The sequence below is a fragment of the Pseudomonas sp. ICMP 8385 genome, from assembly GCF_002699915.1.
Lineage (GTDB): Bacteria > Pseudomonadota > Gammaproteobacteria > Pseudomonadales > Pseudomonadaceae > Aquipseudomonas > Aquipseudomonas gessardii.
Genome location: NZ_LKBY01000092.1, coordinates 15,110 through 27,675, shown reverse-complemented (window position 1 = coordinate 27,675; position 12,566 = coordinate 15,110). Strand labels below are relative to the sequence as shown.

13 protein-coding genes are annotated in these 12,566 nt (G+C 60.9%); 3 read left to right on the top strand and 10 right to left on the bottom strand.

Annotated features, from left to right (window positions below):
• Positions 1-11: 11 nt before the first annotated feature.
• The gene (locus AO268_RS11380) at positions 12-1,166 is read left to right on the top strand and encodes a patatin-like phospholipase family protein (RefSeq protein ID WP_099168732.1); all 1,155 of its coding nucleotides are present in this window, start codon (positions 12-14) and stop codon (positions 1,164-1,166) included.
• A gap of 143 nt (positions 1,167-1,309) precedes the next feature.
• Here the strand turns inward: AO268_RS11380 and AO268_RS11375 are convergent, their stop codons facing one another.
• The 8 genes from AO268_RS11375 to puuE all read right to left on the bottom strand — a co-directional run bounded on the left by AO268_RS11375 (position 1,310) and on the right by puuE (position 8,521).
• Positions 1,310-2,095: an outer membrane protein OmpK gene (locus tag AO268_RS11375; protein WP_099168731.1), complete on the bottom strand. Its 786-nt coding sequence runs from the start codon at positions 2,093-2,095 to the stop codon at positions 1,310-1,312.
• Between the two features lie 23 nt (positions 2,096-2,118).
• A complete protein-coding gene (locus tag AO268_RS32370) occupies positions 2,119-2,487 on the bottom strand; it encodes a hypothetical protein (RefSeq protein ID WP_141562804.1) in 369 nt (122 codons plus the stop codon).
• A gap of 44 nt (positions 2,488-2,531) precedes the next feature.
• Positions 2,532-3,875, bottom strand: a complete 1,344-nt coding sequence (locus tag AO268_RS11370; protein WP_099168730.1) for a nucleobase:cation symporter-2 family protein — start codon at positions 3,873-3,875, stop codon at positions 2,532-2,534.
• Between the two features lie 197 nt (positions 3,876-4,072).
• Entirely contained in the window at positions 4,073-5,371 is a 1,299-nt protein-coding gene (locus AO268_RS11365; RefSeq protein WP_099168729.1) for a urate hydroxylase PuuD, read from the bottom strand.
• Between the two features lie 51 nt (positions 5,372-5,422).
• Positions 5,423-5,926, bottom strand: a complete 504-nt coding sequence (locus AO268_RS11360; protein WP_099168728.1) for an ureidoglycolate lyase — start codon at positions 5,924-5,926, stop codon at positions 5,423-5,425.
• A gap of 120 nt (positions 5,927-6,046) precedes the next feature.
• On the bottom strand, positions 6,047-7,042 hold the full coding sequence (alc, locus tag AO268_RS11355; protein WP_099168727.1) for an allantoicase: 996 nt from the start codon (positions 7,040-7,042) through the stop codon (positions 6,047-6,049).
• Between the two features lie 40 nt (positions 7,043-7,082).
• Complete coding sequence (gene uraD / locus AO268_RS11350) at positions 7,083-7,598, bottom strand: 2-oxo-4-hydroxy-4-carboxy-5-ureidoimidazoline decarboxylase (protein WP_099168726.1); 516 nt, start codon at positions 7,596-7,598, stop codon at positions 7,083-7,085.
• Positions 7,595-8,521: an allantoinase PuuE gene (gene puuE, locus AO268_RS11345; protein WP_099168725.1), complete on the bottom strand. Its 927-nt coding sequence runs from the start codon at positions 8,519-8,521 to the stop codon at positions 7,595-7,597. The genes uraD and puuE overlap by 4 nt, the downstream gene beginning before the upstream one ends.
• Positions 8,522-8,941: 420 nt before the next feature.
• On the opposite strand from puuE, the gene uraH reads away from it, so the two are divergent.
• On the top strand, positions 8,942-9,295 hold the full coding sequence (uraH, locus tag AO268_RS11335; RefSeq protein WP_099168723.1) for a hydroxyisourate hydrolase: 354 nt from the start codon (positions 8,942-8,944) through the stop codon (positions 9,293-9,295).
• A 123-nt stretch (positions 9,296-9,418) separates the two neighbouring features.
• On the opposite strand, the gene AO268_RS11330 is transcribed toward uraH, so the two are convergent.
• Together AO268_RS11330 and AO268_RS11325 are read right to left on the bottom strand one after the other, a co-directional pair.
• Positions 9,419-10,045 (bottom strand): LysE family translocator, encoded by a 627-nt coding sequence (locus tag AO268_RS11330; protein ID WP_099168722.1) that lies wholly within the window; start codon positions 10,043-10,045, stop codon positions 9,419-9,421.
• 63 nt (positions 10,046-10,108) lie between these two features.
• Entirely contained in the window at positions 10,109-11,470 is a 1,362-nt protein-coding gene (locus tag AO268_RS11325; protein ID WP_099168721.1) for an NCS2 family permease, read from the bottom strand.
• Between the two features lie 446 nt (positions 11,471-11,916).
• Here AO268_RS11325 and AO268_RS11320 point away from each other — a divergent pair, with 446 nt between their 5' ends.
• Positions 11,917-12,519: a glutathione S-transferase family protein gene (locus tag AO268_RS11320; protein WP_099168720.1), complete on the top strand. Its 603-nt coding sequence runs from the start codon at positions 11,917-11,919 to the stop codon at positions 12,517-12,519.
• Positions 12,520-12,566: the final 47 nt, after the last annotated feature.

The following is a 12,566-nucleotide window of genomic DNA, read 5'->3' as shown; positions in this document are numbered from 1 at the left end:
GGAGTTATGCAATGCGCCCAACTGAACCGGTCACAGGCTTGATTCTTTCCGGCGGCGGGGCGCGTGCGGCGTATCAGGTGGGGGTGCTGGCCGCGATTGCCGAATTGTTGCCGCCGGGGGCTGCCAACCCCTTCCCGGTGATTGTCGGCACCTCCGCCGGGGCGATCAACGCGGTGAGCCTGGCCAGCGGCGCCATGGATTTTGGCGCTGCCATTGCGCGCCTGACTGCGTTCTGGCAGGGCTTTCGCAGCCACCTGGTGCTACGCAGCGACTGGCCAGGGGTGATTCGCCAGGCCAGCCGTTTCCTGACTCGCAGCCTGCTGGGCCTGGGCTCGCCGGTGCCGGTGGCGCTGCTCGACAGCTCGCCGCTGCGGGCGTTGCTGCAAGAGAAGCTGCACTTCGACGGCATCAACGAGGCCATCGGCCATAAACACCTGCATGCCGTCGCCGTAACGGCGTTCGGCTATGAGTCGGGGCAGGCGGTGACCTTCTACCAGGGTGGCGGCACCATCGACGCCTGGCTGCGCCACCGACGCATTGGCCTGCCCACGCAGTTGACGGTGGAGCATCTGCTGGCCAGCTCGGCGATTCCTTTGCTGTTCGCGCCGGTCAAGCTCGATCAGGAATACTTTGGCGATGGCGCCGTCCGGCAATCGGCACCTATCAGCCCGGCCTTGCACCTGGGGGCCAACCGGGTGCTGGTGGTGGGCGTCAGTGGCAACCCGCGCTCCGTCGACCCCGGCGAGCCGCTGCAACGCATCTATACCGGCCAGGAACCGACCCTGGCGCAGATCGGCGGGCATATGCTCAACAGCACGTTCATTGACAGCCTGGAGAGTGATATCGAGCTGCTGGAGCGCCTCAACCAGTTCGCCCATCTGCAACCGGCCGACAGCGCCGCACGCGGGCTTGCGCCGGTCGAAGTGCTAGTGATTGCGCCGAGCCAGCCCATCGACGAAATCGCCGCCCGCCATCGCCAGGAACTGCCGGCGGCGTTGCGTCTGTTTTTGCGTGGGCCAGGGGCGACCAAGACCAGCGGGGCGGGGGTGCTCAGCTATCTGTTGTTCGAGGCGGGGTATTGCAGTGAATTGATTGAGTTGGGGCGGCGGGATGCGTTGGCCAAGCGCGAGGAGTTGCAGCGGTTCCTGGGCCTGCCCCCGAACTGAATGCGGGAGTGGGCTTGTGTGGGAGCGGGCTTGCCCGCGATGGCGATAAATCAGTCAACACTTAGGCTGGCTGACCCACCGCTATCGCGGGCAAGCCCGCTCCCACACAAGCCCGCTCCCACAGCGGGGGGCGTGTTCGGCCTTTAGAAGTGGTACTTGACCAACAGGCTGGCCGTGTCCTGGTTGGTCTCGAACGCGCCACTGTCCTGGATCCCGTACTTGTTCTTCCAGTAGTCGTATTCAAAACCGACATACAACTGCTTGGCGCCCCAGCTCATGGCCTTGCCCAGGTCATATTTGACCTGCGGGTTGAAGTGCAGGTTGGCGTGGTAAGTGCCACGGGCGTTCTTGTCGTTATCCACCACCCAATCCATAAAGCCGTCGATCAGCACGTCGGAGTTGCCCACGGGAATGGTGTACGACCATACCGGGGTGATCTGCCACACGCCGTCGCCGGGGCGATTGCCTTCGGTCTGACGCTGATAGAAGTTCAACTGGAAGTAATCGAAGCCGGGGATGTTCAGGTCGATGCCCGGGCCTAGCAGGTAGGACTCATTGTCGCCTTCGCCGAACTCGTAGGTGAACGCCAGCAAGACATCTTTAATCGGGCCGAACGACAAGTCTTTATCGAAGATCTTGCCAAACGACAGCCGTGGGCTGAACTCGCCGTAGTAAGTATTGGGGCCGGCGTTGCCGTCTTCCTTGCCGTTGTAAAAGATTCGGTCGAAGAAGAAGAAGTTGTCGCCGTACTTCCAGGCATCGGCATGTTCAAAGGTGACGGTTTGCTGGATCTGTGGGTTGACGGTGAAGTTCTTGCCCCACAAGTAAGTCAGGCTGTTGTTCTGCCATTGCAGCAGGTCACCCGCCATCGCCTGGCCTCCGGCCAACAGGGATCCGGCCAACATCAGGCTGTTCACGGTACGTTTCATTCGGTTGCTCCCGAGTTAAGGTTTTATGGTCTTTCTTCTACGCAGGCGCTCTGGTGTGGCGCCTTTTGGTTCGCTGCAAAAATCGTCTGTTCGGTCAGCTTTGATGCTTTTAGCAAGAGCTGCGCCAAAGTGTTTGAAAAGCCAAAAAATCCCCGCCGGCTACATGGAATGCAGTCGGATTCAGAGGACTTTTGCGCACTTTGGCAGCCGATATAAGGCCGGGATAAGTTGGCCTTTAAGTCAGCTTTTACATTCGCTGTTTTTTTTTGAGTCGATTCGAGCGGGCGCGGAGAATACTGGCTCCAGAGCCTGTGCTCAAGTGCGCTGTAAAAGAGCGCGAGGGGCAAGAACGGGGCACGGCGTGTGGCCGGCCCCGGGTGAATGGCGTGCATGCTGATGTTCCCTGTTCGTTGTTATTGTTGTTGTAACGAAGGAATCAATGCGTATGGGCGACGGCAGGGCGTTCTGAACCGCCCAGGATGTTGAACAACACGTTCAGCGACAACGCACTAAGCGTGGCCATGGCGATGCCGCTGTGGGTAATCGGGCTCATCCACAGCGGCAACTGGGCGAAGAACTCCGGGCGGACCACCGGGATCAGGCCCATGCCGATGCTGACCGCCACCAGCAGTTGGTTGCGGCGGTCGGCGATGTCGGCTTCCTGCAGGATCTTGATCCCGGTCGCGGCCACCATGCCGAACATCGCGATAGCCGCACCGCCCAGCACCGCCGGTGGAATCGAAGCCACCAAAAACGCCGCCTTGGGCAGCAGGCTGAGGACAATCAAAAAGGCCCCGGCCATGATCGTCACCGAACGGCAGCGCACACCGGTCATCTGCACCAGGCCGATGTTCTGGGCGAAAGAGGAGTGGGTGAAGGTGTTGAAGAACCCCGCGAAGAACGACGCCCCGGCATCGCACAACAGGCCGCGCCGCAGCATCTTCGGGGTGACGTCCTGGCCAGTGATCTTGCCCAGCGCGAGGAACATGCCGGTGGATTCGACAAAGATAATCACCACCACCAGGCACATCGACAGGATGGGCGCCAACTCGAACGTGGGCACGCCGAAGTGCAACGGCGTGACCACTTGCACCCACGGTGCCTGCTCCAGGCCGCCGAGGTCGACCATGCCGAGCAATCCGCACAAGGCGTAGCCCAGGGCCATGCCGATCAGGACCGAGATATTGACCCAGAAGCCGCGCATAAAACGGTTGATCAACAAGATGGTGGCCAGCACCAGGCCGGCGATGGCCAGGTAGATCGGCGAGCCGAACTGCACGGCCGTGGCGCCACCGCCCGCCCAATTCACCGCTACGGGAAACAGCGAAAGACCGATGGCCGTGATCACGGTCCCGGTCACCAACGGTGGGAAGAAGCGCACCACCTTGGACATAAATGGTGCGATGAGCATGCCAAAGAACCCGGCGGCGATGGTCGCGCCAAAGATCCCTTGCAGGCCGATGCCCGGCATGCCCGCCATGGCGACCATGCTGCCGACGGCGGCAAAACTGGCGCCCATCATCACCGGCATGCGGATGCCCAGCGGGCCGATACCAAAGGACTGGACCATGGTGGCGATCCCCGCCACCAGCAGGTCGGCGTTGATCAAAAAGGCGATTTCTTCACGACTCAGGCCTGCGGCTTGTCCGATGATCAGCGGCACGGCCACCGCGCCGCCGTACATCAGCAGTACATGTTGCAGGCCCACCAGGATCAGTTGCAAAAGGGGCAGCCGCACCATGGCGGGCGCGGCAGGAATCTGCGTTTCTAGCTGGGACATGCAACACCTCGGATCTTTTTATTTTTGTGTTGTTTGGCAGTCAATTGCCAGGTGAAACCCAATGTTCAAAGCACTGCACATTTCAAATGTGGGAGCTGGCTTGCCTGCGATAGCGGTGGTTCATTCACCCCTTCCGGTGCGTGATACACCGCTATCGCAGGCAAGCCAGCTCCTACAGTTTGATCTGCGCTAATCAGTTAATTGGTACGGGCCCCCTGATTGATCCAACTACCAATCAATTCCCGCTCCTGCTGGGTCATCTGGGTAATGTTGCCCAGTGGCATGATCTGGCTGGCCACCGCCTGCGCCTGGATGCGCGCCGCCTGTTGCTGGATCTGCGCCGGGGTATCGAACATCACCCCGGCCGGCGCGGTGCTGAACAGCGGGCTGGTGGGCTTGGCCGAATGGCACACGGTGCAACGTTGTTCAATCACGCTGTGGACTTTGCCGAAGTCCGTCGAGGCCTGGGCCGGCGCCGCTTCGGCCGCCGGTGCTGGCGCTGCGGGGGCTGCTGGCTTGAGGCCGCCACCCAGCGCCGTTTCCGGCAAGGGCTGGTACTCGATGGCCGCTGGCGCCTTGGCCACGTCCGGTGCTGTGGCCACGGGTTTCGGCCCGGTGACATAGGCCAGGCAGATCATCGCCAGGGCGCCGACCGGCAGGGTCCAGGCGTATTTCTGGCTGTCATGACGGGTGTTGAAGTAATGGCGCACCAACACTGCCGCCACGGCGATCCCGGCCAGGATCAACCAGTTGTACTGGCTGCCGTAGGTGCTCGGGAAGTGATTGCTGATCATGATGAACAGCACGGGCAGGGTGAAGTAGTTGTTGTGCCGCGAACGCAGCAAGCCCTTGGCCGGCAGTGCCGGGTCTGGCGTGCGGTTTTCCGCGATCGCCGCCACCAGCGCGCGCTGGGCCGGCATGATGATGCGGAACACGTTACCGACCATGATGGTGCCGATGATCGCCCCCACATGCAGGTACGCACCGCGCCCGCTGAACACCTTGCTGAAGCCGTAGGCCGCTCCGATCAACAGGACGAACAGGATAAAACCGAGCAGGGCAGGGCGTTTGCCCAGGGCCGAGTCGCAGAGAAAGGAGTAGATAAACCAGCCGGCGAACAGTGAGCCAATGCCCAGCAATACGCCTTCGGTGCCACTGAGGCTGCTGCCGGGGGCCAGCAGGTACAGCGTCGGGTTGAGGTAGAACACCACGCACAGCAGCGCGACGCCTGACATCCAGGTGAAATAGGCTTCCCATTTGAACCAGTGCAGGTTGTCCGGCATGGTCGGCGGGGCCAGTTTGTATTTTTCCAGGTGGTAGATGCCGCCACCGTGGATCGCCCATAAATCGCCAGCCAGGCCGCTTTTGGGGTTGACGCGGTTAAGGTTGTTTTCCAGCCATACAAAATAGAAAGACGCACCGATCCAGGCCACGCCAGTGATCATATGAACCCAGCGCACGCTCAGGTTCAGCCATTCCAACAGATGTGCTTCCACAGTCTTTACCTCTCGCCCGTCACCCTTGTTGTCGGGTGATCGGACCTTCTCTTATTGGTGGGGGGCGAGGATCAACCGCTCATCCTCTTTGAAAAAATGCTCATCGCAGTTATTGCCTGTGCCACTGCGATCAACCACCAGGAAGTCATCCCGCTTTTCGATCGTCAGCACCGGGTGGTGCCAGACGCCGCGATGGTAATTAATGCCCTGCCTGCCGTTGGTGACGAAGGCGCGGACCAAGCCTGATACAGGTGCATCGCCAACGGGCGCGACCACGATCAGAAAGGGGTTGCCGAGCAGCGGGATAAAGGCCTGGCTGCCCAGCGGGTGTCGTTCCAGCATGCACACGGTCAGTGGCATGTCCTGCGCGTCGGCGCGGAAGATGCTGATGATGGCGTGGTCTTCTGGCGTGGCGGTCTCGACCGTCGCCAGTTTATGAAAGCGCATGGTCGAGCCGTTGTTGATCATGAAGTGATCGCTGCCGTCGGTTTCGATAACGTCTCCGAAAGGGGCGAAGGCTTCTTTGGTCAAGGGTTCGATCATCAGTGTGCGCATGGCTGTCTTCTTATCCGAGTTCTGTGTTGTCTGGTCTATTGCTATCGCGGGCAAGCCCGCTCCCACATTTGGAATGCATTCCCCTGTGGGAGCGGGCTTGCCCGCGATTGGGTTCACCGCTTACTTGGCGACCTTGCCGAACACCCGCAGGCGGCTCACGCCCCCATCCGGGAACACGTTCAGGCGGATGTGGGTGATCGGTCCCAATGCCTTGATCTGCTCGGCAAAGGTGTGTTCGGCGTGCATTTCCAGCTTCTGTGCTGGCAGCAATTCACGCCAGAACAGCGACTGGGTCTCGATCTGGCTGTCGGTGCCGCCCTTGACGAACGCGGCCTGGATCGAGCACGTGTCCGGGTAGTTACCCTTGAAGTGCAGGGTGTCGACCACCACTTTGTCGACCTCGCCGGCATGCCCCAGCGCGACGATCACCCAGTCATTGCCTGGGGTGCGACGGCGCGCGGTTTCCCAGCCGTCGCCCATGTTGATGCCACGGCCCGGGTTGAGGATGTTGCCCATGCGCCCGAAGTGTTCGTCGGAGCACGCCAGCGCACGCCCGCCATTGAGGGAGGAGGCCAGGTCCACTTGTTCGTTGTCGCCCACGGCCGACCAGTCGCGGAACGGAATGCCGTACACCCGCAGACGGGCCACGCCACCATCCGGGTAGATGTTGAAGCGCAGGTGGCTGAACGCCTGGTCGTTGTTGATTTCGTGCAAGTGATGGCTGTTGCCCTGCAACTCTACGGCAGACAACACTTCGACCCACTGGGTGTTGTCATCGGGCTCGCCCGCCGCCAGGAAACAGCCTTCCAGGGACGCCGATGGCGGGAAGTTGCCGGTGAAGAATGAAGTGTCGATGTCCACGCCCTTGATCGAGCCCGGTACGCCCAGGCGGATCACCGCGCTGTCGAAGCCCTCGAAGCGCTTGCGGCGTGACTCCCAGCCGTCCATCCACTTGCCGTTATCATCGAAAACGCCCTCCTTCCATACGGCCGGGGTCGGCTGGAACAGTCGGTTGGCGTCGGCGAACCAGTCATCGGTCACCGAGATGATCTTGGTGCCCAGGCGGGCGTCGGCCAGGTTGACGAACTTCTCGAAAGGAACGGGTTGCGCTTTCATTCTTCTTGTCTGCCTTAGATAGAGTGGCTGGGGATGGTGTCTAGAGGGTCAATAAACGGAACAACGCGATCTTGTTGATCTCTGCCAGCGCGCACTTGAACTCGGTCTCGACCGGGTTGTGGATGCGCGTTTCAAACGCTTTGAGGATCTGATGCCGGTTGCTGCCTTTTACCGCCATGATGAAGGGAAACTTGAACTTGGCCTTGTAGGCGTCGTTCAGCTCGGTGAAGCGTGAGAACTCTTCGGCCGTGCATTGGTGAATACCGGCGCCAGCTTGTTCGTTCGTGCTGGCTTCGGTCAGTTGGCCCTGGACGGCCGCACGGCCTGCCAGGTCCGGGTGAGCGTTGATCAGGGCCAGTTGCCTGGTGTGATCGGCGCTCAACAGGATATCGCTCATGCGCTGGTGCAAGGTTTCGATCTGGTCGATCGAAGCGTCCTGGCCCAGGTCGAAGGCCTTTTCGGCCACCCATGGCGAGTGTTCGTAGATATCGGCAAAGGCGGCGACGAATGCGTCACGGCTCAGGGCCGACGGTTTCAAGGTCTGGAAAGCTGTCATTGGGCGGCTCCCTGGAAAGGGTGGACGTCGTGCCAGTGGCGGGCAATATCGACGCGGCGGGCGAACCACACCTGGTCATGGCCCTTGGCGTATTCGATAAAGCGCTTGAGGGCCGCCAGGCGCGCCGGGCGGCCGATCAGGCGGCAATGCAGGCCGATGGACAGCATCTTCGGCGCCTCGGCCCCTTCGGCATACAGCACATCGAAGGCGTCCTTGAGGTACTGGAAAAAGTCGTCGCCCTTGTTGAAGCCCTGGACCTGGGTGAAGCGCATATCGTTGGTGTCCAGGGTGTAGGGGATCACCAGGTGCGGCTTGCCGGTGGGGTTGTTCGGTTCCCAGTAGGGCAGGTCGTCGTCGTAGGTGTCGCAGTCATACAGGAAGCCACCTTCCTCCATCACCAGTCGCCGGGTGTTGGGGCCGGTGCGCCCGGTGTACCAGCCCAGCGGGCGTTCGCCGGTCAGCTCGGTGAGGATGCGGATGGCTTCGAGCATATGCTCGCGCTCCTGGGCCTCGTCCATGTATTGGTAGTCGATCCAGCGGTAGCCGTGGCTGCAGATCTCGTGGCCGGCGGCGACCATCGCGCGGATCACATCGGGGTGGCGCTGGGCGGCCATGGCCACGGCGAAGATGGTCAGCGGAATGTCGAATGCCTTGAACAGCTTGAGGATGCGCCACACGCCGGCACGGCTGCCGTATTCATACAGCGACTCCATGCTCATATTGCGTGCGCCTTGCAGCGGCTGGGCCGAGACCATTTCCGAAAGGAAGGCTTCAGACTCTTTGTCGCCGTGCAGGATATTGCGCTCACCGCCTTCTTCGTAATTGAGTACGAACGACAGGGCGATACGCGCCTTGCCTGGCCAGTGTGGGTGCACAGGGTTACTGCCGTAACCGATCAGGTCGCGTGGGTAGTCAGCGCTCACTGCAGTCTTCCTTCTTGTTCGTGATCGATGGTGTGGCGGCCGTTGCGTCACAGCGATGGGCTGATTGTATACAACTTAATGGTCACTTTGTAAGCCTGTATTTCTGCATTTTTTCCAGACGGTTGCATCGGCCTATCCCTGCAAGAAACTTGCCCGTCTGGTCAACTAAATCTCAAAAACCTGCGGCAGTGCTTTAGTGTGGGAGCTGGCTTGCCTGCGATAGCGATCTTCCTATAACCGCATTGCGCGCAGATACACGGTCATTGCCGGCAAGCCGGCTCCTACAGGGGCAGGGGGTGTTTGTTGAATTTATTGTGTACAATTTTTTTGAAAAGTGTCTTAATCAGCCATCGCCGGCATTTTCCATGCCCCGCCAAGGTGCGGCCTCTTACTTAATCGATGACACGGGAGCTCCGATCCATGGGACGACTGACCACACACGTACTGGACGCCGCGCACGGCTGCCCAGGCTGCACCATCAAGGTTGAACTGTATCGTGTCGAAGGCACGCAGTTGGAACTGGTCGCCAGCGCCCTGACCAACAGCGATGGCCGTTGCGACGCACCGCTGTTGCAAGGCGATGACTACCGCAGTGGCGTCTACCAGTTGCAGTTCAGTGCCGGGGACTACTACCGCGCCCGGGGCGTGCACTTGCCCGAGCCGGCATTTCTCGATGTGGTGGTGCTGCGTTTTGGCATCAGCGCCGAACAGGATCACTACCATGTGCCCCTGCTGATTTCGCCCTATAGCTACTCCACCTATCGCGGTAGCTGAGTCGTCACCTGGCTTCACACCCCCAAATGCTCTTCGTTGGTTTCGCCCGCTCACACTGCGGGCTTTTTTTTGCCTGGGGAAAAGGTGTGTTGCAGGCCAATGATCAAATGTGGGAGCTGTGTGTTAGCCCTTGAGCAGCGATGCCGCCCCGGCGCTGCCAAACAGCCCGGCACTGAAGCGGTTGAACCAGCTCTGGCCCTTGCCGGTGCGCAGGTAGCGCGCGGCGCCGTGGGCACCCAGGCCGTAGGCCAGCTTGCACAGCAGGTCCAGCACGGTCCAGGTGGCGATCATGATCAGCAGTTGTGGCAGGAACGGTTGCTGGCTGCTGAGAAACTGCGGCAGGAAGGCGGCGAAAAACAGAATGTCCTTGGGGTTGCTGGCGCCCAGTACAAACGCCCGGCCAAACAGTGCACGAAAGCGCGGCACGGGCGCAGCGTCCGGCACCACGGCGCCCTGGGACGGCAGGCGCGATTGTTGCCAGCTCTGCCAGGCGAGGTAGAACAGGTACAGCGCGCCGACGATCTTCAGGGCGCTGAACAACTGCTCCGATGCCAGCAACAGCGCGCCCAGGCCCAGGGCCGAGGCGCTCAACAGGCAGATCGAGGCAAACACCCCGCCCAGGAACGCCGGGTACGAACGGCGCAGGCCGTAGTTCAGGCTGTTGCTGATCATCAGCAGCGACAGCGGCCCCGGAATCAGGATCACGATCAAGGCAGCGCCGCTGAACAGCAGCCAGGTTTCCACGCTCATTACATTCCTCCATACATGCAAAAGCCCCACCCAAGGGTGAGGCGGTTTTCGCCAGCTTGCGCGTTACAGGAACACAAACTTGGCGATGAAAATCGCGCACAGCACCCACAAGCTGATGGAAATCTGCTGATACTTGCCCGTGCCGGCCTTGAGCGCCACATAGGTGATAAAGCCCAGGGCGATGCCGTCGGCGACCGAGAAAGTCAGGGGCATCATGATTGCCGTGACAATCGCCGGAATGCTGTCGGTGGCGTCGTCCCACTCGATATGGGCCATGCCGCTCATCATCAGCATTGCCACATAAATCAACGCGCCGGCTGTGGCATACGCCGGGATCATGCCGGCCAGCGGGGCGAAAAACATCGCCGCCACAAACAGCACACCCACGGTCACGGCCGTCAGCCCGGTGCGCCCACCGGCGGCCACGCCAGCGGCGCTTTCCACATAACTGGTGACCGGCGGCACACCGACCACCGCGCCAAACACGCTGGAGGCACTGTCGGCTTTCAAGGCCCGCGAGAGGTTTTCGATCTTGCCATCGGCCTTCACCAGGCCGGCGCGCTGGGCGACGCCCATCAAGGTGCCGGCGGTGTCGAACATATGCACAAACAGGAAGGCGAACACCACGCTGATCATGCTGACGTTGAACACGCCCATCACGTCCATCGCCATCCAGGTCGGCGCCAGGCTCGGCGGGGCGGCCACGATGCCCTGGTAATGCACCAGGCCCAGGCCCCAGCCGGCCAGGGTGACGGCAATAATGCTGAGCAGGATCGCGCCGAACACCCGGTGATAGCTGAGCACCGCGATCAGCAGGAAGCACACGGCCGCCAGCAGCGGCGCCGGTTCATGCAGGGAGCCGAGCTTGATCAGGGTGGCGGGGCTGGCCACGATGATGCCGGCGGTTTTCAGGCCGATCACCCCCAGGAACAGCCCCACCCCCGCGCCCATGGCGTGGCGCAGGCTCACCGGGATGCTGTTGAGCAGCCATTCGCGGATACGCGACAGCGTCAGGATCATAAACAGCACGCCGGAAATAAACACCGCACCCAGCGCGGTCTCCCAGGTGTAGCCCATGGTGCCGACCACGGTGTAGGTAAAAAACGCATTCAAGCCCATGCCCGGCGCCAGGCCAACCGGCCAGTTGGCGTACAGGCCCATCAACAGGCAACCGAGGGCCGCGGCGATACAGGTGGCGACAAAGGCGGCGCCGTGGTCGATGCCGGCGTCGGCCATGATGTTGGGGTTGACGAAAATGATGTAGGCCATGGTGATAAACGTGGTGAGGCCGGCGATCAATTCGGTCTTCACTGTGGTGCCATGCAGGCTGAGTTTGAACAGGCGTTCCAGCCAACCCTGCTTTGTGGGCGCAAGATGCGGCGGACTGAGGTCCAGGGTCGGGGCGTCGGATTTATGGCTTTCCACAGCAAGTACTCCTCAAGAGTTTTATTGTTATTTCCAGCGCCGGACACATAAGTGGGGCAGCGGCGCTTTGAGGTACCAGCGGGCTTTGTTGACCAATAGGTCAGGAACTCGCACGAAGCGAATTATGCTTTTGTATACAAAGAAAGCAAATAATGTTTGCGATTATGTGTGCAAAAAAGATGAAAGGCCAATTTCAAGGCAGGGTCAGGGCCTTGTTCACTGCCAGCGTTTTGCCGTGAGCGGCGCGACGGGTTCCCGCGTGCACGACGCGGCACTGGCGGGAACTGGCCGACTGGCAAGTACCCCAGGGTGGATTATTCTTCTGGCTGACCTTGAAACAGCCCCTGGACACCCGCACTTTATTGGCACAAGCGCTGGAGCAGGACGTGGCGTTCATGTCCGCTGATCCGTCAAGCACAGCGCGCAAGCGGCATAAGGGGAGCTTCATGTACAAGGTTTATGGCGATTACCGCTCGGGCAACTGCTACAAGGTCAAGTTGATGCTCAACCTGCTCGGCATCGCGTATGAGTGGGTGAATGTCGACATCTTGAACGGCGACACACAGACCGCCGAGTTCCTGGCGAAGAACCCCAACGGCAAGATCCCGGTCCTGGAGCTCGAAGACGGCACCTGCCTGTGGGAATCCAATGCGATCCTCAACTTCCTCGCCGACGGCAGCCAATTCCTGCCCAGCGAACCGCGCCTGCGCACACAGGTGTTGCAATGGCAGTTTTTTGAACAGTACAGCCACGAGCCGTACATTGCGGTGGCGCGGTTTATCCAGTTTTACCTGGGGCTGCCGGAGGATCGGCTGGAGGAATACAAAACCACCCATAAAGGCGGCTACAAGGCGCTGCGGGTCATGGAAAAACAGCTGCAAGCCACGCCGTACCTGGTGGGCGAGCAGTATTCGATTGCCGATATTGCGCTGTATGCCTACACCCATGTGGCCCATGAGGGTGGTTTTGACCTGAGCCCTTATCCGGCCGTACAGGCCTGGCTTGAGCGTGTGGCCAGCCATCCCCGGCATGTGCCGATGCTCGACTGATAGGTGGGAGCGGGCTTGTGTGGGAGCGGGCTTGCTCGCGATGGCGG

Bases quoted from the DNA above. Each gene is read 5' to 3' on its own strand.
- AO268_RS11380 (WP_099168732.1), top strand. From the start codon at position 12: ATGCGCCCAACTGAACCGGTCACAGGCTTGATTCTTTCCGGCGGCGGG.
- AO268_RS11375 (WP_099168731.1), bottom strand. From the start codon at position 2,095: ATGAAACGTACCGTGAACAGCCTGATGTTGGCCGGATCCCTGTTGGCC.
- AO268_RS32370 (WP_141562804.1), bottom strand. From the start codon at position 2,487: ATGCACGCCATTCACCCGGGGCCGGCCACACGCCGTGCCCCGTTCTTG.
- AO268_RS11370 (WP_099168730.1), bottom strand. From the start codon at position 3,875: ATGTCCCAGCTAGAAACGCAGATTCCTGCCGCGCCCGCCATGGTGCGG.
- AO268_RS11360 (WP_099168728.1), bottom strand. From the start codon at position 5,926: ATGCGCACACTGATGATCGAACCCTTGACCAAAGAAGCCTTCGCCCCT.
- alc (WP_099168727.1), bottom strand. From the start codon at position 7,042: ATGAAAGCGCAACCCGTTCCTTTCGAGAAGTTCGTCAACCTGGCCGAC.
- uraD (WP_099168726.1), bottom strand. From the start codon at position 7,598: ATGACAGCTTTCCAGACCTTGAAACCGTCGGCCCTGAGCCGTGACGCA.
- uraH (WP_099168723.1), top strand. From the start codon at position 8,942: ATGGGACGACTGACCACACACGTACTGGACGCCGCGCACGGCTGCCCA.
- AO268_RS11330 (WP_099168722.1), bottom strand. From the start codon at position 10,045: ATGAGCGTGGAAACCTGGCTGCTGTTCAGCGGCGCTGCCTTGATCGTG.
- AO268_RS11320 (WP_099168720.1), top strand. From the start codon at position 11,917: ATGTACAAGGTTTATGGCGATTACCGCTCGGGCAACTGCTACAAGGTC.